This window comes from Halomonas sp. KAO, from assembly GCF_015595025.1.
Taxonomy (GTDB): Bacteria; Pseudomonadota; Gammaproteobacteria; order Pseudomonadales; family Halomonadaceae; genus Halomonas.
Genome location: NZ_JADNRL010000019.1, coordinates 339,013 through 357,343, shown reverse-complemented (window position 1 = coordinate 357,343; position 18,331 = coordinate 339,013). Strand labels below are relative to the sequence as shown.

General features: G+C 66.7%; 18 protein-coding genes. 14 read left to right on the top strand and 4 right to left on the bottom strand.

All coding sequences use genetic code 11. The features are described from left to right. The first annotated feature begins 274 nt into the window (after nucleotides 1-274). The 3 genes from mpl to IOC61_RS07875 all read left to right on the top strand — a co-directional run bounded on the left by mpl (nucleotide 275) and on the right by IOC61_RS07875 (nucleotide 3,005). The gene (mpl, locus tag IOC61_RS07885) at nucleotides 275-1,654 is read left to right on the top strand and encodes a UDP-N-acetylmuramate:L-alanyl-gamma-D-glutamyl-meso-diaminopimelate ligase (protein ID WP_195688305.1); all 1,380 of its coding nucleotides are present in this window, start codon (nucleotides 275-277) and stop codon (nucleotides 1,652-1,654) included. Continuing rightward, nucleotides 1,647-2,285 carry a flavin prenyltransferase UbiX gene (locus IOC61_RS07880; protein ID WP_195688304.1) on the top strand — a complete coding sequence of 213 codons (639 nt, stop codon included), beginning with the start codon at nucleotides 1,647-1,649 and terminating at the stop codon, nucleotides 2,283-2,285. Before mpl ends, IOC61_RS07880 begins: the two co-directional genes overlap by 8 nt. A 96-nt stretch (nucleotides 2,286-2,381) precedes the next feature. After that, nucleotides 2,382-3,005: a LysE family translocator gene (locus IOC61_RS07875; protein WP_195688303.1), complete on the top strand. Its 624-nt coding sequence runs from the start codon at nucleotides 2,382-2,384 to the stop codon at nucleotides 3,003-3,005. Nucleotides 3,006-3,051: 46 nt separating this feature from the next. Here the strand turns inward: IOC61_RS07875 and IOC61_RS07870 are convergent, their stop codons facing one another. The 3 genes from IOC61_RS07870 to IOC61_RS07860 are packed head-to-tail and all read right to left on the bottom strand — an operon-like array spanning nucleotide 3,052 to nucleotide 6,273. Continuing rightward, a complete protein-coding gene (locus IOC61_RS07870) occupies nucleotides 3,052-4,455 on the bottom strand; it encodes a bifunctional DedA family/phosphatase PAP2 family protein (RefSeq protein WP_195688302.1) in 1,404 nt (467 codons plus the stop codon). Nucleotides 4,456-4,490: 35 nt separating this feature from the next. Beyond that, a complete protein-coding gene (locus IOC61_RS07865) occupies nucleotides 4,491-5,417 on the bottom strand; it encodes a diguanylate cyclase domain-containing protein (RefSeq protein ID WP_195688301.1) in 927 nt (308 codons plus the stop codon). After that, entirely contained in the window at nucleotides 5,404-6,273 is an 870-nt protein-coding gene (locus IOC61_RS07860; RefSeq protein ID WP_195688300.1) for a hypothetical protein, read from the bottom strand. The genes IOC61_RS07865 and IOC61_RS07860 overlap by 14 nt, the downstream gene beginning before the upstream one ends. Nucleotides 6,274-6,383: 110 nt before the next feature. On the opposite strand from IOC61_RS07860, the gene IOC61_RS07855 reads away from it, so the two are divergent. The 11 genes from IOC61_RS07855 to lipB all read left to right on the top strand — a co-directional run bounded on the left by IOC61_RS07855 (nucleotide 6,384) and on the right by lipB (nucleotide 17,035). Continuing rightward, the gene (locus tag IOC61_RS07855) at nucleotides 6,384-7,694 is read left to right on the top strand and encodes a glutamate-5-semialdehyde dehydrogenase (protein WP_195688299.1); all 1,311 of its coding nucleotides are present in this window, start codon (nucleotides 6,384-6,386) and stop codon (nucleotides 7,692-7,694) included. A gap of 47 nt (nucleotides 7,695-7,741) precedes the next feature. Further along, nucleotides 7,742-8,371 carry a nicotinate-nucleotide adenylyltransferase gene (gene nadD, locus IOC61_RS07850; RefSeq protein ID WP_195688845.1) on the top strand — a complete coding sequence of 210 codons (630 nt, stop codon included), beginning with the start codon at nucleotides 7,742-7,744 and terminating at the stop codon, nucleotides 8,369-8,371. 99 nt (nucleotides 8,372-8,470) lie between these two features. Beyond that, nucleotides 8,471-8,833: a ribosome silencing factor gene (gene rsfS, locus IOC61_RS07845; RefSeq protein ID WP_132041512.1), complete on the top strand. Its 363-nt coding sequence runs from the start codon at nucleotides 8,471-8,473 to the stop codon at nucleotides 8,831-8,833. Further along, nucleotides 8,830-9,297, top strand: a complete 468-nt coding sequence (gene rlmH / locus IOC61_RS07840) for a 23S rRNA (pseudouridine(1915)-N(3))-methyltransferase RlmH (protein ID WP_195688298.1) — start codon at nucleotides 8,830-8,832, stop codon at nucleotides 9,295-9,297. The genes rsfS and rlmH overlap by 4 nt, the downstream gene beginning before the upstream one ends. Before the next feature lie 27 nt (nucleotides 9,298-9,324). Next, a complete protein-coding gene (gene mrdA, locus IOC61_RS07835) occupies nucleotides 9,325-11,208 on the top strand; it encodes a penicillin-binding protein 2 (protein WP_195688297.1) in 1,884 nt (627 codons plus the stop codon). A 27-nt stretch (nucleotides 11,209-11,235) separates the two neighbouring features. Continuing rightward, entirely contained in the window at nucleotides 11,236-12,396 is a 1,161-nt protein-coding gene (gene rodA / locus IOC61_RS07830; RefSeq protein ID WP_195688296.1) for a rod shape-determining protein RodA, read from the top strand. A gap of 37 nt (nucleotides 12,397-12,433) precedes the next feature. Beyond that, nucleotides 12,434-13,504, top strand: a complete 1,071-nt coding sequence (mltB, locus tag IOC61_RS07825) for a lytic murein transglycosylase B (RefSeq protein ID WP_195688295.1) — start codon at nucleotides 12,434-12,436, stop codon at nucleotides 13,502-13,504. After that, nucleotides 13,501-14,484: a septal ring lytic transglycosylase RlpA family protein gene (locus IOC61_RS07820; RefSeq protein ID WP_195688294.1), complete on the top strand. Its 984-nt coding sequence runs from the start codon at nucleotides 13,501-13,503 to the stop codon at nucleotides 14,482-14,484. The genes mltB and IOC61_RS07820 overlap by 4 nt, the downstream gene beginning before the upstream one ends. 43 nt (nucleotides 14,485-14,527) lie before the next feature. Continuing rightward, a complete protein-coding gene (locus tag IOC61_RS07815; protein WP_195688293.1) occupies nucleotides 14,528-15,739 on the top strand; it encodes a D-alanyl-D-alanine carboxypeptidase family protein in 1,212 nt (403 codons plus the stop codon). Between the two features lie 322 nt (nucleotides 15,740-16,061). Next, nucleotides 16,062-16,373 carry a YbeD family protein gene (locus tag IOC61_RS07810; RefSeq protein ID WP_195688292.1) on the top strand — a complete coding sequence of 104 codons (312 nt, stop codon included), beginning with the start codon at nucleotides 16,062-16,064 and terminating at the stop codon, nucleotides 16,371-16,373. Next, the gene (lipB, locus tag IOC61_RS07805; RefSeq protein ID WP_195688291.1) at nucleotides 16,373-17,035 is read left to right on the top strand and encodes a lipoyl(octanoyl) transferase LipB; all 663 of its coding nucleotides are present in this window, start codon (nucleotides 16,373-16,375) and stop codon (nucleotides 17,033-17,035) included. Before IOC61_RS07810 ends, lipB begins: the two co-directional genes overlap by 1 nt. On the opposite strand, the gene lipA is transcribed toward lipB, so the two are convergent. After that, entirely contained in the window at nucleotides 17,022-18,089 is a 1,068-nt protein-coding gene (gene lipA / locus IOC61_RS07800; RefSeq protein ID WP_195688290.1) for a lipoyl synthase, read from the bottom strand. The genes lipB and lipA overlap by 14 nt on opposite strands. Nucleotides 18,090-18,331: the final 242 nt, after the last annotated feature.

Sequence of the window (18,331 nt, the reverse complement as noted above, 5' to 3'; positions counted from 1 at the left end):
TGGGGGCTGCCATGCGAAAATTAGTACATATCGCTTTCGGCATCCTGAAGTCACAGACCGAATATCAGCCACAACCAACTCAGTGAGGGTTGCGGCTGGTCGGGAGAGACGGTATCTCCTCTTCGGCTTGCCTCCAGCGCCCCTCGGCTCTGGTAACTGCGACAGCCCTGCCTGCACCCGGTGGAGCTGGAGGGCCTCGTCGGGGGCATGCTAGTCTCGCCTCTCCTCGCGCCTTGGCTGGCGCACTCATCGGACCCATGCTGGAGTGAGTCCCATGCACCTTCATATCCTTGGTATCTGTGGCACCTTCATGGGCAGCCTGGCGCTGTTGGCGCGCGAGCTGGGCCACACGGTCAGTGGCTCGGATGCGGGGGTCTATCCCCCCATGAGCACCCAGCTGGAGGAGGCCGGTATCGCGCTGTGTGAGGGGTACTCGCCCGCCAATCTCGAGCCACGCCCCGACCTGGTGGTGATCGGCAATGCGCTGTCGCGGGGCAACCCCGAAGTGGAGGCGGTGCTCGATGCCGGTCTGCCCTACGTCTCGGGCCCCCAGTGGCTGGCCGAGCATGTGCTGCCCGGGCGGCGGGTGATCGCCGTGGCGGGTACCCATGGCAAGACCACCACGGCGAGCCTTGTCGCCTGGCTGCTGGAGTCGGCGGGGTTGGCGCCGGGGTTTCTGATCGGGGGCGTGCCACGCAACTTCGGTGTCTCGGCGCGCCTCGGCGCCGCGGATGCTCCCTTCGTGGTGGAGGCCGATGAATACGACACCGCCTTCTTCGACAAGCGCTCCAAGTTTGTTCATTACCGCCCCGAGATCGCCGTGCTGGGCAATCTGGAGTTTGATCATGCGGATATCTTTGACGATATTGCCGCGATCGAGCGTCAGTTCCACCATCTGGTGCGCACGGTGCCGGGCAGAGGAGTGCTGCTGGTAGGCGACGGCGAACCGGCCCTGGAGCGTGTGCTGAGCATGGGGGTCTGGAGTCCGGTGGTGCGCTTCGGCGAGGCTCCCTCGAGCGCCTGGCGGCTCGAGCTTGAGCGTGACGACGCCTCCCGCTTTCGGGTCATCCACCAAGATGCCGAGGCCAACGAGGATGCGGTGGTCGACTGGGCCTTGACCGGCCTCTATAACGCCCGCAACGCCCAGGCAGCGCTCGCCGCTGCCCATGCCTGTGGGGTGAGCCTGGCGCGGGGGGCCGCCGCCCTGGCGCGCTTCGAGTCCCCGCGGCGACGCCAGGAGGTGCGGGGAGAGGTGGCCAATATCCAGGTGATCGACGACTTCGCCCATCACCCCACGGCGATCGCCGCGACGCTCCAGGGGTTGCGTGCCGCTACCGCCCGGGGTCGGCTGCTGGCGGTGATCGAGCCTCGCTCCAATACCATGCGTCTGGGCACCCTGCGTGACCGCCTGGCCGCGAGCGTGGCCGACGCCGACGCGGCCTTCTGGTATCGACCGCAGGGGCTGGACTGGCCCCTGGAGCCCATCATCGCGGAGAGCCCGATACCGGCGCGGCTCGAGCAGGACCTGGAGTCGCTGGTATCGGCGCTGGTCGCCGAGGCGAGGCCCTATGATCGGATCGTGGTGATGTCCAACGGCGGTTTCGGCGGTATTCACGAGAAGTTGCTGGCAGCACTGGAGGCGGCTCATGGCTGAAGAGTTTGCTTCGCCGGTCACGGTGGCGCTGACCGGCGCCTCTGGTGCGCAGTACGGGCTGCGCCTGATCGACGCCCTGGTGGCGGCGAATCATGAGGTGTGGGTGATGATCTCCAAGGCGGCTCATCTGGTGATCGCCACCGAGACCGATATCGAGCTGCCTGCCCGGCCCGAGCGGCTGGCCGAGAGTCTCGTCGAACACAGCGGGGCGCGGCCGGGGCAGATTCGCTGCTTCGGCCGCGAGGACTGGATGGCCCCGGTGGCCTCCGGTTCCGGCGCCCCCTCGGCCATGGTGATCTGTCCCTGCTCGACCGGCACCCTCTCGGCGGTGGCTACCGGGGCGAGCAACAACCTGATCGAGCGGGCCGCCGACGTGGCGCTCAAGGAGAGGCGCACCCTGGTGCTGGTGCCCCGCGAGGCGCCGCTCTCGGCGATCCATCTCCAGCACATGCTCGACCTCACCCGCCAGGGGGTGGTGGTGTTGCCGGCCGCGCCGGGGTTCTATCACCGCCCTCAGTCGATCGACGACCTGATCGACTTTATCGTCGCGCGCATCCTCAACCAGCTGGGGATAGAGCACCGCCTGATGCCGCGCTGGGGAGAGCCGGGCCACTCTGTGCCTGGCCACTAGCTGCTCGGTGCTTGTCCGCTCGGGTGCTTTGCTGTTTGGCTGTTTGGTTGCTCGGCGCTTTACCGCCTGCAACAGCGTGACATGGAGGTCTCTGGCATGATCAATCCGGGTTTGCTGTCGGTATTCCTGCCGACCTTCTTCCTCGTCTCCCTGACGCCCGGTATGTGCATGACCCTGGCCATGGTGCTGGGCATGACGCAGGGCGTTCGCCGCAGCCTGTGGATGATGGCCGGGGAGCTTGCCGGGGTGGGGGTGGTAGCCGCTGCGGCGGGTGCTGGTGTGGCGGCCCTGATGCTTCGTCAGCCGGAGCTCTTTGCGCTGTTCAAGTGGCTCGGGGGTGCCTACCTGGCCTACCTGGGTATCATGATGTGGCGCTCCCGTGGGCGCATGGCGATCCCCGAGAAGGGGCTGGAGGGGACGCCCGCCGGCCGCGGTCAGCTGGTCATGCAGGGGTTCGTGACCGCCGTGGCCAACCCCAAGGGGTGGGCCTTTTTCGTGGCGCTTCTGCCTCCCTTTCTCGACGCCGAACGGCCGCTGGCCGGCCAGCTCGTCGTGCTGGTGGCGCTGATACTGATCATCGAGTTCATCTGTCTGCTGCTCTACGCCACCGGCGGCAGCCGGCTGCGTCGTCTACTGGCCCGTGGGGACAGCGTGCGACTGCTCAACCGTATCGCCGGCACCCTGATGGTCGGAGTGGGGATATGGTTGGCGCTGGGGTAATCAGCAACAGGTCTCACCTCGCACCTCGCACCTCGCACCTCGCACCTTAAGTCGGCGGCAGCCAGGCGACTCGGACCGCCGCCAGGCCCAGAGAAGCAATGGTCAGCCGGAGCCACGGGCAGGTGACAAGGGCGGGACGTGCTCGGGCCTGCCAGGAGAGCTGCACCAGGGCGCAAACCACCAGCCCCAGCAGGGCGCCGCCGACCAGGTCGCTGAACCAGTGGACGCCGATCATCAACCGTGACAGCGCCATCAACGTGACGGCGAGCGTCGCCGCCCAGTAGGCCCAGTGGCGCCAGGCGGGGGCGAGCTCCCGGGCGGCGAAGGCAGCCGCCAGGCCGAACAGCACCACGGCGCCCGAGGTGTGGGCGCTGGGGTAGGAGAAGGAGTCGGCGAGATGGGCCGGGGTATCGGGACGCGGCCGTGCGAACAGTGTCTTGCTCAGGATATTGAGCAGGGAGATGCCCAGCAGCCCCGCGGCGACGTGCCAGAGGGTGTCCAGGCGCCGCCGCCACAGCAGCCACATGCCCCAGGGCAGGGCGAGTGCCACCACGCCGAACAGATCGCCGACTCGTGCCAGACCCTGGCTAAGAAGGGTCAGGGCCGGGGTGGCGATCGCCTCGAACAGTACCTGAACCTGGCGGTCGACGGGCAGGGGGCCCTGCAGGCCATGCTGCATGACATGAAGGGTCCAGCCCGACACACCGCCCAGCGCCAGAACCAGCAGCAGCAGGCTGCCCAGGGGAACCTCGCCGTCGCTGCTCTGGCGCAGCCACAGGTTGCGCAGCAGCGGGTGGCGCCGAGCCAGGCCGGCGCTCAGCCGATAGGCGCGCCCGTCCCGGCTGGCGTGGTGGCGTAGCCAGGAGAATGTCACCACCAGGGCGATCAGGATCACGCCCAGCAGTGTCAGCGGCTGGTGGAGGGCCGGGGGCACCTCGAGCAGCTGATCCCAGGTTCGTCCCAGAAGGTAGCCTGGCAGCACATAGGCCGGTGCCCACAGTGCCGCGGAAGCCAGGTTGGCCCAGAGGAAGGTGCGTGGAGGCATATGCAGCATGCCGGCGATCAACGGCACGATGGGGCGAACCGGGCCCACGAAGCGGCCCAGAAAGACCGACAGCACCCCCTGACGCTGGAAGAAACGTGCCCCTCGGGCGAGAAACTCGGGGTGGCGTGAGAACGGCCAGCATCGGGTGACGCGTTCACGCTGGGTATAGCCGAGCACGAAGCTGGCGCTGTCACCCGCTACCGCGCCGATAAAGGCGGCAAGCAGCGGGGCCGGCAGCGCCAGCTCCTGGTGGCCGGCCATGGAGGCAGCGGCGGTAATCAGTAGCACACCGGGCACCAGAACCCCGACCACGGCCAGTGACTCCAGCATGGCGATGCTGGCGATAATCAGCAGCAGCACACCGGGCGAGGGCGTGAGCTGGCTCAGGAGCTGAGCAAGGTTCATGGCAAGAGGTCATCCCTGTCGAGGCCGTCTGGTTATCAGCAGTCGGCGAGGCGCTGCGTGGTGGACTCCAGCCGGCGCTTGAGTTCCCTGAAGGGCTCACCCGGGGAGTGAGAGCAGATGGCGCCACGAATCTCAATGCCGCCGGTATCGTGCAGCGTGGCGACAGACGCGGCTTCCTCGATACGCTGTCGCACCAGCAGGGCCCCGTTCTCGCTGGTGCCGGGCATCACCAGCCAGAAGTCGGCGTCCCCGATGCGTCCCAGCAGATCGTGGTCACGGCTATGTTCGCTCACCGTCCTGCAGAAGGCATTCAGCAGAGCCTGTCGAGCAAGGCCTCCGAACTGCTCACCGGCCATCTCCAGCTGTGGAAGGTGCAGCACGGCCACGGCAAGCCGATGATCGAGGAGGTCGGCACGCTCCGCCTCGCTCTCCAGTCGTTCGAGCAGCGGCGCCGCCTTCAGGGCGGCACACTCCTGGTCACGAGGGTCGGTGGCGAGCCATAGCGCATGATGATGGCGTATGCCCCAGGGGGCGAGCCCGCTGGCCGCGACCAGCGCCACATAGCCCAGCGCCTGGGAAGACGGTGGGGTGAGGTTGGCCAGCAGCAACCAGATCGGTGCCAGTACCAGGTTGAGCAGGGTGGCCTGGCCCAGTGGCAGCAGCAGCAAGGTCAGCACCGGGGGGAGCCCTAGCCACAGCAGTGTCGGGGTGTTGTCCTGCGGCAGGCTGGTGGCGATCAGCAGGTAGCTGCAGGCCAGCACCAGGTAGACCGATAGGCGCGCCGTCTCCTGCTGGCCCAGACGCATCAGGGCGGCGGTCAGCAACAGCGGTGCGAACAGGGCTGGCAGAAGAATTCGCGTGTAGTCACCGATCAGGTAGTACCACACTGCCTGGCCAAACAGCAGCACGGCTCCCAGCGCAAAGAGGCACGCCAGCAGGCGCGGCGTATCAGGCGTCAACATGGGTCGTCGTCCCTGGCGTCGAGATGAACGGCGGTTGCTGCCGTTCAAGGGCGCGCAGCTCCTCGGCGAGCGAACGGGCCTGCGGCAGAGCAACGACCCGCGCTCGCTCCACCTCGCGCAGATGCTCCAGCAGCCAGCGGCGGCGGGGTTCCGCCTGAGTGGCGTCGCGACTGATCAGCAGCGCTCCCAGGGTGCGCTTGTCGAGGCGATAGCAGTGCTCGAAGCCGCGGGTCATCTCGCACAACTGTTGCGCGACGCCCCATAGATGGCGGCGTCTCGCTCGTACCAGCAGGAGCTCGGCGTGGGTGCCGTCGCGCTGAGCGCGGCCATGCTCCCGGGTCAGGTCACCGGCCAGCCTGGCTCGCGGCCAGAGCCGCTCCCCCGGCACCAGGCTGACCCGCCCCCTGGCCTGGGCAAACAAGGGGGTGAGCCGGCGTGTGCGGACCAGGCCGAGTACCAGCATCGGGATAAGCACCAGGCCGGTCATCATGGCCTGCTCGATGGGAAGCTGGCGCGCCACCCAGGCCAGGGAGAGTGTCGCCAGCAGAAGGTTGAGTATGGCCATCCAGGCGGGTTGAGGCAGGATGATCAAAGCGGCCCAGGCCCATAGCCAGTAGGGATGGCGGTCGGCCGAGGACCATAGCAGGGCGCCGAGCAGCAGGCTGGGCAGGAGTTGCCAGGGGATCAGTGGTGGGCGCCGGTGGCTGAACTCTACCAGGCCCGCGCTGATGGCGAGCCAGGCCGCGGTCAGGCCAAGCAGCATGGCCTCCGAGTGATCGCGGGCATAGGGCACCATGAGTGCCGGAAGCAGCCCCGCCAGGAGCAGATTGAGGCGCAGCAGGCTGACTTTGTACATGTTCTGCATGGTGGCTTACTATGACTCCCTATCCGCAACGTGCCCATCGCGCGTCAGTATAGCGCCGTATCGGTTCGTTCAGGCCACGCATACAGGAGACACTTTCTGGCATGACAGCTCAAGTCCAGCGTGACGGCGCCGCCGCGGCAGGCGCCGAGGAGGTTCGCGATATCGATGCCTACATGACCGGCCTCGGCCAGTCGGCCCGCAAGGCTGCCGCGATCCTGCGCCGCACGCCCACCGGCCCCAAGAATGCCGCGCTGCTGGCCATGGCCGAGAGTCTGGAGACCTCGCGGGAGGAGGTGCTGTCGGCCAACGTCCGTGATCTGGCGCGCGGGCGGGAGACCGGCCTGGACGATGCCCTGCTCGATCGGCTGGCTCTGGACGACCAGCGTGTCGATGCCATGGTCGAGGGGCTGCGCCAGGTGGCCGCGCTCCCCGATCCGGTGGGTGAGATCGATGGCCTGCGTGCGCGTCCCAGCGGTATCCAGGTCGGCCAGATGCGTGTCCCCCTGGGGGTGATCGGCATCATCTACGAGTCACGCCCCAACGTCACCCTGGAAGCGGCCAGCCTGTGTCTCAAGTCGGGCAATGCCGCCATCCTGCGCGGTGGCTCCGAGGCGCGGGACTCCAATGCCGCCATTGCGGCCTGCATTCGCGAGGGGCTGGCGGCTGCGGGGCTGCCCGACGGGGCCGTGCAGGTGGTGGCCACCACCGATCGTGCCGCCGTGGGCCGCCTGATCGCGATGCCCGAGTTTGTCGATGTGATCATTCCACGAGGCGGCAAGTCACTGATCGAGCGCATCTCTCGAGAGGCTCGCGTGCCGGTGATCAAGCACCTCGATGGTGTCTGCCATGTCTATCTGGATGCCACGGCGGATCCCGAGAAGGCCCTGGCGATCGCGGTGAACGCCAAGACCCACCGCTACGGCACCTGCAATACCATGGAGACGCTGCTGGTGGATGCCCCTCTGGCCGAGTCGCTGTTGCCGAAGCTGGCGGCGGCCTACGCCGAGCATGGCGTCGAGCTGCGGGGCTGCGAACGTACCCGCGAGCTACTCCCGGAGGTTGTGGTGGCCGACGAGGCGGATTGGCAAACCGAGTATCTGGCTCCGGTGCTGGCGATTCGCGTGGTCGATGGCATCGAGGCCGCCATGGCGCATATCGAGCGCTACAGCTCCCACCACACCGATGCCATCGTCACCGAGTCCTGGAGTCTCGCACGGCGCTTCATGGCCGAGGTCGACTCCAGTTCGGTGATGGTCAACGCCTCGACCCGTTTCGCCGATGGCTTCGAGTATGGTCTGGGGGCAGAGATCGGCATCTCGACCGACAAGCTGCATGCCCGCGGCCCGGTGGGCCTCGAAGGGCTCACGACACGCAAGTACGTGGTGCTGGGCGACGGTCAGGTTCGCCAGTGAGCGAGCGACACTTCTCGGGGCAGGGCGGTCGTCCGGCGCGCATCGCCATGCTGGGCGGCACCTTCGACCCGGTACACCTGGGGCACCTGCGCAGCGCGGTCGAGCTGCGTGAGGCGCTGGCGCTCGATCGCGTCCACCTGATACCCGCCAAGGCGCCGCCGCTGCGCGGCGAGCCCAGCGTATCACCGGCCGAGCGCCTGGCATTGCTGCAACTGGGTATCGGCGATACGCCGGGGCTGGTCGCCGACGGCCGCGAGCTGGGGCGCGAGGGCCCCTCCTACAGCGCCGATACGCTGGCAGCACTGCGTGAGGAACTGGGCAGCGAGGCGCGGTTGGTCATGGCGCTGGGCCATGATGCCTTCCTGCGCCTGGCCGAATGGCATGCGCCCCGGCGCTTGTTCGAGCTGGCCCACCTGGTGGTGGTTGACCGCCCCGACTATCAGGCGGCACTGCCGGCGGCACTGCGCGAGCTGATCGCCGGGCGCGAGAGCGAGGATGTCGAGTCCCTGATGGCGCGTCCGGCCGGCGGTCTGCTCCGCCTGCGGCTGCCCTCCCGGATGGCGATCTCGGCGACGGAGCTGCGTCGGCGACTCGCCGGCGGGCTCAGCGTTCGCTATCTGCTGCCCGAGGCGGTGGAGGCGCGCATCACCGCCCACGACCTCTATCGTCAGGAGTGAGGGGAGGTCGACCCAGAAGGAAAGTCGACTGAACGAACCCTGTCAGACGATGGTCAAGGCGTTACAATGGTTATTCAACGACAGCCTACAGAAGACCCTATGCACAACGATGCTCTCAAGACTCTGGCGGTGGACGCGCTGGAAGAACTCAAGGCCAAGGATATTGTTCAGCTGGATGTTTCACGGCTTACCAGCGTGACTGATCTGATGATCATCGCCAGCGGTACCTCGACCCGTCACGTGGCAGCGCTGGCTCAGCGGGTCGTGGAGCGTGCCAAGGAGCAGGGCCTTCAGCCCCGCGGCGTCGAGGGTGAAGCCGGCGCCGACTGGGTGCTGGTCGATCTGGGCAGCCTGGTGGTACATGTGATGCTGCCCGAGACCCGCCAGCTCTATGATCTGGAGCGGCTCTGGGCCGACCTGCCCAGCGATCTGGAGCGAGAAAGCGAGCTTTCCGGCACATGAGGGTGCGCCTGCTGGCGGTGGGTACGCGCATGCCCGCCTGGGTCACCGAGGGTGTCGAAGAGTACCGCAAGCGGCTGCCGCGAGACTTCTCCCTGCAGGTGGAAGAGATCCCGCCCGGGCAGCGCGGCAAGAATGCCGACCTGGCCCGTGCCATGGCGAGCGAGGCCGAGCGGATTCGGGCCAAGCTGCGTGGCGATGAGCATGTGGTCGCCCTGGAGGTGGGCGGCAAGGCATGGAGCACCGAACGGCTGGCCGAGCAGGCCGAAGCCTGGCGCCTGGCCGGCCGTGATGTCGCGCTGCTGGTCGGCGGGCCCGATGGCCTGGCACCGGAGCTCTCCGCCGCGGCCGATCAACGCTGGTCGCTGTCGCCGCTGACCCTGCCTCACCCGCTGGTCCGCATCCTGCTAGCCGAGCAACTCTATCGCGCCTGGACGCTGATGGTTGGTCATCCCTACCATCGCTGAGTCGACGACTCGCCCACCGGAAATTCCATGCGCAAGTCACGTCACAATCTCAAGAGCCCCGAGCAGGAGCTACGCATCTTTCGGGTGCGTGCGCTGCTTGCGCTGCTGGTGGTGTTTGCCCTGACCGGCCTGCTGATGGGCCGCCTGGCCTATCTTCAGATCGTGCAGCATGAGGTCTACACCACCCGTTCCGAGAAGAATCGGGTGAGAGTCGAGCCACTGCCACCGACTCGGGGCCTGATCTACGACCGCAACGGCGAGCTGCTGGCCGAGAACCGACCCACCTACAACCTCACGCTGGTGCGTGAGCGGGCCGAGGACCTCGATGCCACCCTGACGCGGCTGGTGGAGATTCTCGAGCTCTCGCCCGAGGAGGTGGAGGCCTTCCGTGTGCGCTCGCGACAGCGCCAGCGCCCCTATCAGCCCGCCCTGTTGATGAGCGACCTCGACGAGGGGCAGATCGCACGACTGGCGGTCAATCGCCACCTGCTGCCGGGGGTCGAGGTGGAGGCGCAGCTACTGCGCTACTATCCCGATGCCGAGGTGATGGCCCATGCCCTGGGCTATGTGGGGCGCATCAACGCCGAGGAGCTCGAGCGCCTGGATGCGGGGCGCTATGCGGGGACCCACTTTATCGGCAAGACCGGCGTCGAGCGCTTCTACGAGGACGAGCTGCATGGCGAGTCCGGCCTGCGCAAGGTGGAGACCAACGCCAGGGGCCGAGTGCTCCGCGAGCTCGGCCGCACCGACCCCACGCCCGGCAAGGACCTGACCCTGACGCTGGACAAGAAGCTGCAGCATCTGGCCTTTGATCTGCTCGATGGTCGGCGGGGAGCCATCGTCGCCATCGAGCCCGCCACCGGCGGCATCCTGGCGATGGTCTCGGCCCCGGGCTACGACACCAACCAGTTCGTTACCGGCATCGACGTGACCTCATATCGTGGGTTGCAGGAGGACCTTGACCTGCCGCTCTACAACCGCGCGATTCGTGGTCACTATCCGCCCGGCTCCACCATCAAGCCCTTCCTGGCCCTGGCAGGCCTTGCCGAAGGCGTGATTACGCCCGACCAGACCATCTATGACCCTGGCTATTTCCAGCTGCCCAATGACAAGCGACGCTACCGAAACTGGCTGCGCTGGGGGCATGGCCGGGTCGATCTCGAACGCTCCATCGCCGTTTCCAACAACACCTACTACTACACCCTGGCGCACGAGCTGGGCATCGACCGCATCCATGCCAACATGACCAACTTCGGTTTCGGCACGCGGGTCGGTCACGACATCTTCGGCGAGAGCCGTGCCCTGATGCCCTCCCGGGAGTGGAAGCAGGAGCGTTACAACCAGCCCTGGTACCCGGGGGAGACGCTGTCGGTGGGCATCGGTCAGGGCTATTGGCAGGTCACGCCGCTACAGCTGGCCACCGCTACCGCGGTACTGGCCAATCGTGGCGAGTGGGTCAAGCCACGCCTGGCCATGCGTCTCGGCGATGAAGCGCTACCGTCCCCCCTGGCGGAGACGCCTGAGGATATCGATCTGGGCAACGAGGCGTGGTGGGATCGCGTCTTCTCCGGCATGGAGAAGGTGATCTCCGGTCGTGAGGGAACCGCACGGCGTACCGGTGTGGGGCTCGAGTATCGCATGGGGGGCAAGTCGGGCACCGCCCAGGTCTTCTCGCTTGGGCAGGACCAGAAATATAACGCCGACGAGCTGGCCGAGCGGCTGCGTGACCACGCCCTCTTCATGGCCTTCGCACCGATCAAGTCACCGCAGATCGCGGTGGCGGTGATCGTCGAGAATGCCGGTGGCGGCAGTACGCATGCCGCTCACCTGGCCCGGGCGATGACCGATGCCTGGTTGCTGGACGATAAGGAGCCCGATGTGGAGCAAATCCGCGAGGAGCTGGAGGAGTAGCATGAACGTTCGGTGGAGTACTGATCCATGGCACTGAGCGGACTGTCGCGCCCCTGGCGGCCACACCCGATCAAGGCACCGGCCAGCGGCATGTCGCGCCGCCGCGGGTTCTGGGAGCGGGTGCACCTGGATCCCTGGCTGCTGGGCATGCTGCTGTTGCTGATGGGAGCCGGCCTGGTGGTGATGTACAGCGCCAGTGGTCAGCGTATCGATACGGTGATTTCCCAGGGAGTCCGCTACTGCGTGGCGCTGGGCGTGATGGTGGTGATCGCGCAGTTCAGCTCGGCGACACTGATGCGCTGGGCGCTGCCGGCCTATCTGCTCGGTGTGGCGATGCTGGTCGCGGTGGAGCTGGTGGGGGACATGGGCATGGGGGCCCAGCGCTGGCTGGTGATTCCGGGCGTGATTCGCTTCCAGCCCTCCGAACTGATGAAGCTGGCGATGCCGTTGATGGTGGCCGCCTACCTGAGTCGCCGTGAGCTGCCGCCCAGGTTCCGGGATCTTGCGGTGTGCGCGTTGATCATCGGGGTCCCGGTGGTGTTGATCGCCAAGCAACCCGATCTCGGTACCTCGCTGCTGGTGGCTGTCGCAGCGGTCTTCGTAGTGCTGCTGGCGGGGCTCTCGTGGCGCATCATCGGCCTGCTCGCCGGCCTGGCCGCGGCGGCGCTGCCCCTGCTGTGGATGAACATGCATGACTATCAGCGCCGGCGCGTGCTGACCTTTCTCGACCCCAACAGCGACCCCCTGGGGGCGGGCTGGAACATCATCCAGTCCACCACCGCCATCGGCAGCGGCGGAGTGCTGGGCAAGGGCTGGCTGGAGGGGACCCAGTCCCAGCTCGAGTTCCTGCCCGAGCGGCATACCGACTTCATCGTTGCGGTGCTGGGTGAGGAGTTCGGCCTGGTGGGCATGCTGGCCTTCCTGCTGCTCTACCTGCTGATCGTCTGCCGGGGGCTGTGGCTCGCTGCCGAGGCCCAGGAGACCTTCGGCCGCCTGTTGGCCGGCAGCATCATCCTGACCTTCTTCATCTATGTGTTCGTCAACGTCGGCATGGTCAGCGGTATCCTGCCGGTGGTCGGCGTGCCGCTGCCGCTGGTCAGCTATGGCGGCACCTCCAGCGTGACCTTGATGGCCGGTTTCGGTATTCTCATGGCCATTCATGCCCACCGCCGGCTGCTGCCTCGCTGACCGCGGCTGGATCGGCCATCGACACGGGAGAGCGTACATGACGTCGTCATGCATTCATGGAAGGAAGAAGCGCCTGGCGACGGTGGCCTGTGCCGCCCTGCTGGCCAGTTCGGCACTGGCGGCACAGGAGTTTGCTCCCGAGCATCATGACGGGGCCCGGCAGCTGGTCAATGAGCTGGTCGACGAGGGGATCGAGCGCGCCTGGCTGGAGAACGCCATGCAGCAGGCGAACTACCGCCAGGAGGTTCTCGACGCCATGTCGGGTGCCGCCGAGAGGCGCCTGCGCTGGGACGAGTATCGGGCGATCTTCCTGGATGACGAGCGTATCGAGGCCGGCGTCGCCTTTATCGAGGTACACTCCGAGGCTTTCGCCCGTGCCGAGGCGGAGTATGGGGTGCCCGAGGAGATCATCGCCGCCATCCTCGGGGTGGAGACCCGCTACGGACGCATCACCGGCAAGCATCGTGTGCTCGACTCCCTTTCCACCCTGGCCTTCCACCACCCGCGACGCGGCGACTTCTTCCGTGGCGAGTTGGCGGCTTTCCTGGAGATCGCCTACCAGCAGCGGGTCGCGCCGCAGGAGCCCCAGGGCTCCTATGCTGGTGCCATGGGCTATCCCCAGTTCATCCCCACCAGCTATCGCGCCTATGCCGTCGACTTCGACGATGATGGCCTGCGCGACCTCTGGAGCAACCCGGTAGATGCCATCGGCAGCGTGGCCAACTACTTTGCCGAGCACGGCTGGCAGGCCGGCGAGCCGGTACTGTACGCGGCCGAGGGCCCCGCGCAGCCTCCCGAGGGCATCGACTTCAACCGCGCGGCGCGGCGCCCCGCGGTGAGTGCGGGTGCGCTGCGCCAGGCCGGCATCGAGGTTCCCGCGGCGCTGGCCGATGAGCGTCTTCTGCTGCCGGTGGCACTGGAGGGGGGAGAGGGCAACTGGCGCTATATGCTGGGAGACGTCAACTTCTATGTGATTACCCGCTACAACCACAGTCATCTCTACGCCATGGCGGCAATGGAGCTTGCCGAGGCCATCGCGAAGGCGCGTGACCTCGGGGCTGGCTGGCACCAGGCGGTGGATGTCGATGACGAGGAGGTGCGTCGATGATGCTACGCTGGCTGCCCATCGCCCTTGCCGTCACCCTGGCCGGCTGTGCCGGCAGTGGTGGACCCAAACCGACCGGTTCGGGCCAGGCCGACACGGCGTCTCAGGCAGGGCGCTATGCCATGACCGGCGATGCCTATCCCGAGGAGCCGCCGGACGTCAGCCGGGTACCCGATGCGCAGCCTCGCCATGAGGCACACTCGCGCGGCGGCAACCGGTCTACCTACGAGGTGTGGGGCAAGACCTATCATGTGTTGCCTGACGCCAGTGGCTATGTGAAGCAGGGAACGGCCTCCTGGTATGGGGAGAAGTTCCACGGCTACGCCACGTCCAATGGCGAGATCTACGACATGTACAAGATGTCGGCGGCCCATCGCTCACTGCCGCTGCCGACCTATGCCCGCGTGACCAGCCTGGACAATGGCCGCTCGGTGATCGTCAGGGTCAATGACCGCGGGCCGTTCCACAGTGAGCGCGAGATCGACCTCTCCTATGCGGCGGCGGCGCGTCTGGACATTCTCGACAACGGCACCGGCCGGGTGCGGGTCGAGGCCATCGACGTCGACCGCTGGCTGGCCGAGAATGGCACCGACAGGGCGACCGAGAGCGCTGCTCATGAGCGCCAGGGCCTCGCTCAGCCGGCGACTCCGCCAATGGCCTCCGTGCCTGGTCCGGTGCCTACCACCCAGGATCAGGCCCTGGAAGGCCGCCCGCTGGATGGCCGCTCCATGGATGGCGATGGCCGCTCCACTGAGCGCCCGCTCTATCTGCAGGTGGCGGCGCTGGGCTCTGCCACCAATGCCGGGGCCCTGCGAGCCCGGCTCGAGCGCGAACTGACGCAGCCGGTGCGTGTGGCGGGAGGCTCGGGGGTTCATCGCGTGCAGGTGGGCCCCATCACCCGTGCCGACCAGCTCGAGCCACTGCGCCAGGCGCTGCGGCGGGCCGGCTTCAGCGATAGCTTTATTGTCAAGGGGGCCGAGTGATCGGCCCCGCTCCCTTTCCAGAATGACCCGACGAGAGTCACCCATGAAAGAGCTGCTTTCCCTACGTTGTGGCCGTCTGCTGGCGGTGCTGCTGGCCAGTCTGACACTGTTCATCACCGCTCCAGTCGTGGCACAGGAGGTCCCGGCCCCACGGCCCCAGACACTGATCCCTTCGCCGCCGCAACTGGCGGCGAGCGGCTGGATCCTGATGGATGCCGAGAGTGGGCGAATCCTGGCCGAACACAACGCCGATGAGCGCCTGCCGCCGGCCAGCCTCACCAAGTTGATGACCGCCTATCTGGTCGAGCGTGAGCTCGATCGCGGCAACATCAGCATGGACGATCGGGTGCCGGTCAGCGAGAACGCCTGGCGCACCGGCGGCTCGAAGATGTTTATCGAGGTGGGCACCGAGGTCTCCATTCGTGACCTGCTCTACGGCATCATCATCCAGTCGGGCAATGACGCCAGCGTTGCCGTGGCCGAGTACCTTGCCGGTGGCGAGGCGCCCTTTGCGGATCTGATGAATCAGCATGCCGACCGCCTGGGGATGACCAATACCAACTTCCGTAACGCCACCGGCCTGCCGGCCGAGGATCACTACTCCACGGCCCGCGACCTGGCCCAGCTCTCGCGTCATATCATTCAGGACTACCCGGAACACTACAAGATCTACGCCGAGAAGTACTTCACCTACAGCGATATCCGTCAGCCCAACCGCAACCGCCTGCTGTGGCGTGACCCCAGCGTCGATGGGCTCAAGACGGGGCATACCGAGGAGGCGGGATACTGCCTGGTCGCCTCGGCCAAGCGTGACGACATGCGGCTGATTTCGGTGGTGATGGGGGCCAACTCCGAGGAGGCGCGGGCCCAGGAGACCCAGAAGCTGATCAGCTATGGCTTCCGCTACTTCGAGACCCTCAAGCTCTATGACCGCGGCTCGGTGCTGAACACCCCGCGCGTGTGGGGCGGGGAGATCAACGAGCTGCGCGTCGGCGTCGACAGCGATGTGGTGATGACCGTGCCGCGGGCGAGAAACGATGAGCTTACCGCCAAGCTGGATATCCAGGCCGATATCGAGGCGCCGGTCCAGCAGGGGGATCGGGTCGGCACCCTGGAGGTGCGTCTGGGTGAGGAGCTGGTCGGCGAGCGTCCCCTGGTGGCCCTGGAGACGGTCGAGGAGGGTGGCTTCATCAAGAAGCTGATCGACCAGGTGCAGCGCTTCTTCTCCAACCTGATCGGTGGCTGGTTCGGCTGATCACCTGTGTTGCCCAGCCCAGTCGACGTGGAGCAAGCCTAGAGGTCTTGCTCCACGTCGTTTAGGCAGGGCTATTGGGTATATGTAGCCCATAGCTCGGGGCTGACCTGGCGACAAGCCCCGGAGCGCCGGACCGTCAAGGAGGCGCTGTGAACCCCTCCCTGGGCGCTACCGACGCCATCCATGGCGTAGGACCTCCTTTACGGCTTGTCCCCAGCGCCCCTCGGCTCCTGCAATTGCCCTGTGAGCTTGGACCTAGTATTGGTCACCCGGACAGGGCTTGAGTAAAATGGTCGCCTATTCTCGACTCTCTGGAACTCGCATGAACGACAAGTCACTGCGCGATCTGCGTCGCCCCAGCCAGCCGGTCTCCGGCAAGCCACCCAGGATCACCTTTCCATGCGACTACTCGGTGAAGGTCGTCGGGGATGCCGCCGATGACTTCGCGGCGGTGGTGTGTCAGATCACCAGCCGCCACGACCCCGAATTCGATGCCACCAGCGTGCAGGTGATCGACAGCCGCAATGGCCGCTTCCAGTCGGTCCGGCTCACCATCACCGCCACCAGCGAGGCTCAGCTGAAGGCGTTGTTCGAGGAACTCAAGGCGACCGGCCGCGTGCATATGGTGGTGTGATGAGCGATCAAGCCGCGCATCCGCCGATCGAACTGCACCGCCTGGGTCGCCGCCCCTACGAGCCCGTATGGTGCTCGATGCGCGAGCTGACCGACCAGCGCGATGCCGCCACGCCGGATCAGTTCTGGCTGGTCGAGCACGATCCCGTGTTTACCCAGGGCAAGGCGGGCAAGCCCGAGCACCTGCTGTTGCCTGGTGATATCCCGGTCGTGCAGACCGACCGTGGTGGCCAGGTGACCTACCACGGCCCGGGCCAGGTGGTGCTCTACCCCTTGATCGATGTGCGCAGGGCCGGGCTGGGTGTGCGAGACCTGGTCACCGCCCTGGAAAATGCGGTGATCGCCATGCTCGCCGAGCATGGGGTCGAAGCGCGGGCGCGCCCCGATGCTCCCGGGGTCTATGTGGAGCAGCCGGGCATGGGGGAGGCCAAGATCGCCTCGCTGGGCTTGCGCATTCGCCGCGGTGGCAGCTTCCATGGAGTGGCGCTCAATATCGACGGCGATCTGTCGCCCTTTCAGCGCATCAACCCATGTGGCTATGCCGGCATGCGGATGACGCGCCTGGCCGATCTGGTCGATGAGTGCCCCGGAGTGGAGGCGGCGGGCGAGCGCCTGGCGCAGTGCCTGGCGCTCGCGCTGGGAAGGGAGCTTAACCCACGTTGATCGCGTCGATGCGGTTGGCATCCGGCGCCTGACCGGGCACCTCGGCGGGAGCCGCCAGTCCCAGGTTGTTCTTCTCGAACACCCGGTCGGCGCGATAGCTGGAGCGCACCAGCGGCCCCGCTGCCACCTCCATAAAGCCCTTCTCGAGCCCCAGGCGACGATAGCGGTCGAACTCCTCGGGGCTGACCCAACGCTCCACCGGCAGGTGGTTGCGGGTCGGGCGCAGATACTGGCCCAGGGTGACGATATCCACGCCGATGGCACGCAGGTCGTCGAAGGTGGCCAGGATCTCCTCGTCACTCTCGCCCAGGCCCAGCATCAGGCTGGTCTTGGTCAGCACGCGAGGGTTGTGTGCCTTGGCGTGGGCCAGCACATCCAGCGTCTTGCGGTAACCGGCGCGTGGGTCACGCACCCGCTCGGTCAGACGCTCCACGGTCTCGACGTTCTGTGCGAACACCTCCAGGCCCGAGTCGACGACCCGCTCGATGGCGGAGTGAACGCCGTCGAAATCGGGGGTCAGCGCCTCGACCACCACCTCCGGGGTGTTGGCCTTGATGGCCTGGATGCAGGCGGCGTAGTGGGTGGCACCGCCATCGTCGAGGTCGTCACGGTCCACCGAGGTCAGCACCACGTAGCGCAGCCCCATCAGTTCCACCGACTTGGCGGTGTTGGATGGCTCCTCGGCATCCAGCCAGCCGCCGGGGTTGCCGGTGTCCACGGCGCAGAAGCGGCAGGCACGGGTGCACACCGAACCCATCAGCATGATGGTGGCGGTGCCGTTGCTCCAGCACTCCCCCATATTGGGGCAGTGGGACTCGGCGCACACCGTGCTCAGGCGATGCTCGTTGACGTTGCGCTTGACGGCCTCGAAGCGTTCGCCGCCGGGAATCTGGGCACGCAGCCATTTGGGCTTGCGGCCCGTTGCCACGCCGCCCTCATTGCGCTCGTTATGCTCGCGGCGCTGCTTGATGCCGTCCTTGATGGCGGCAAAACCGTGCTCGGTGCGAAACTTCTGGCCGCTGGAAATGGTGGTTTTCGGGGTGCTATCGCTCATAGGGTGTGAACCCCTCCGCTCGGCGTCTGTCGGGCCGATGTGGCCGCGGGGCCCCGGTTGGGGGTTTGGCCCGGCCTGGCCCGCCTTGGCGCTTGGGTTTCTGGTAACGGGGGCCAATTTACCATAGCTGCGCGCTTGCGGCATGGTATTGGCATACGCGTGGCAAGCTGCCGCCGCCGCTTTTTACGTTCCGAAACGCGTCAAAACTCGTCGCCACCACTCAATTAGGTTATATTGCAGTG

Bases quoted from the DNA above. Each gene is read 5' to 3' on its own strand.
- IOC61_RS07810 (WP_195688292.1), top strand. From the start codon at position 16,062: ATGAACGACAAGTCACTGCGCGATCTGCGTCGCCCCAGCCAGCCGGTC.
- IOC61_RS07855 (WP_195688299.1), top strand. From the start codon at position 6,384: ATGACAGCTCAAGTCCAGCGTGACGGCGCCGCCGCGGCAGGCGCCGAG.
- mpl (WP_195688305.1), top strand. From the start codon at position 275: ATGCACCTTCATATCCTTGGTATCTGTGGCACCTTCATGGGCAGCCTG.
- lipB (WP_195688291.1), top strand. From the start codon at position 16,373: ATGAGCGATCAAGCCGCGCATCCGCCGATCGAACTGCACCGCCTGGGT.
- mrdA (WP_195688297.1), top strand. From the start codon at position 9,325: ATGCGCAAGTCACGTCACAATCTCAAGAGCCCCGAGCAGGAGCTACGC.
- IOC61_RS07860 (WP_195688300.1), bottom strand. From the start codon at position 6,273: ATGTACAAAGTCAGCCTGCTGCGCCTCAATCTGCTCCTGGCGGGGCTG.
- rodA (WP_195688296.1), top strand. From the start codon at position 11,236: ATGGCACTGAGCGGACTGTCGCGCCCCTGGCGGCCACACCCGATCAAG.
- IOC61_RS07880 (WP_195688304.1), top strand. From the start codon at position 1,647: ATGGCTGAAGAGTTTGCTTCGCCGGTCACGGTGGCGCTGACCGGCGCC.
- IOC61_RS07820 (WP_195688294.1), top strand. From the start codon at position 13,501: ATGATGCTACGCTGGCTGCCCATCGCCCTTGCCGTCACCCTGGCCGGC.
- IOC61_RS07870 (WP_195688302.1), bottom strand. From the start codon at position 4,455: ATGAACCTTGCTCAGCTCCTGAGCCAGCTCACGCCCTCGCCCGGTGTG.
- IOC61_RS07865 (WP_195688301.1), bottom strand. From the start codon at position 5,417: ATGTTGACGCCTGATACGCCGCGCCTGCTGGCGTGCCTCTTTGCGCTG.
- lipA (WP_195688290.1), bottom strand. From the start codon at position 18,089: ATGAGCGATAGCACCCCGAAAACCACCATTTCCAGCGGCCAGAAGTTT.
- rsfS (WP_132041512.1), top strand. From the start codon at position 8,471: ATGCACAACGATGCTCTCAAGACTCTGGCGGTGGACGCGCTGGAAGAA.
- rlmH (WP_195688298.1), top strand. From the start codon at position 8,830: ATGAGGGTGCGCCTGCTGGCGGTGGGTACGCGCATGCCCGCCTGGGTC.
- IOC61_RS07875 (WP_195688303.1), top strand. From the start codon at position 2,382: ATGATCAATCCGGGTTTGCTGTCGGTATTCCTGCCGACCTTCTTCCTC.
- mltB (WP_195688295.1), top strand. From the start codon at position 12,434: ATGACGTCGTCATGCATTCATGGAAGGAAGAAGCGCCTGGCGACGGTG.
- IOC61_RS07815 (WP_195688293.1), top strand. From the start codon at position 14,528: ATGAAAGAGCTGCTTTCCCTACGTTGTGGCCGTCTGCTGGCGGTGCTG.
- nadD (WP_195688845.1), top strand. From the start codon at position 7,742: ATGCTGGGCGGCACCTTCGACCCGGTACACCTGGGGCACCTGCGCAGC.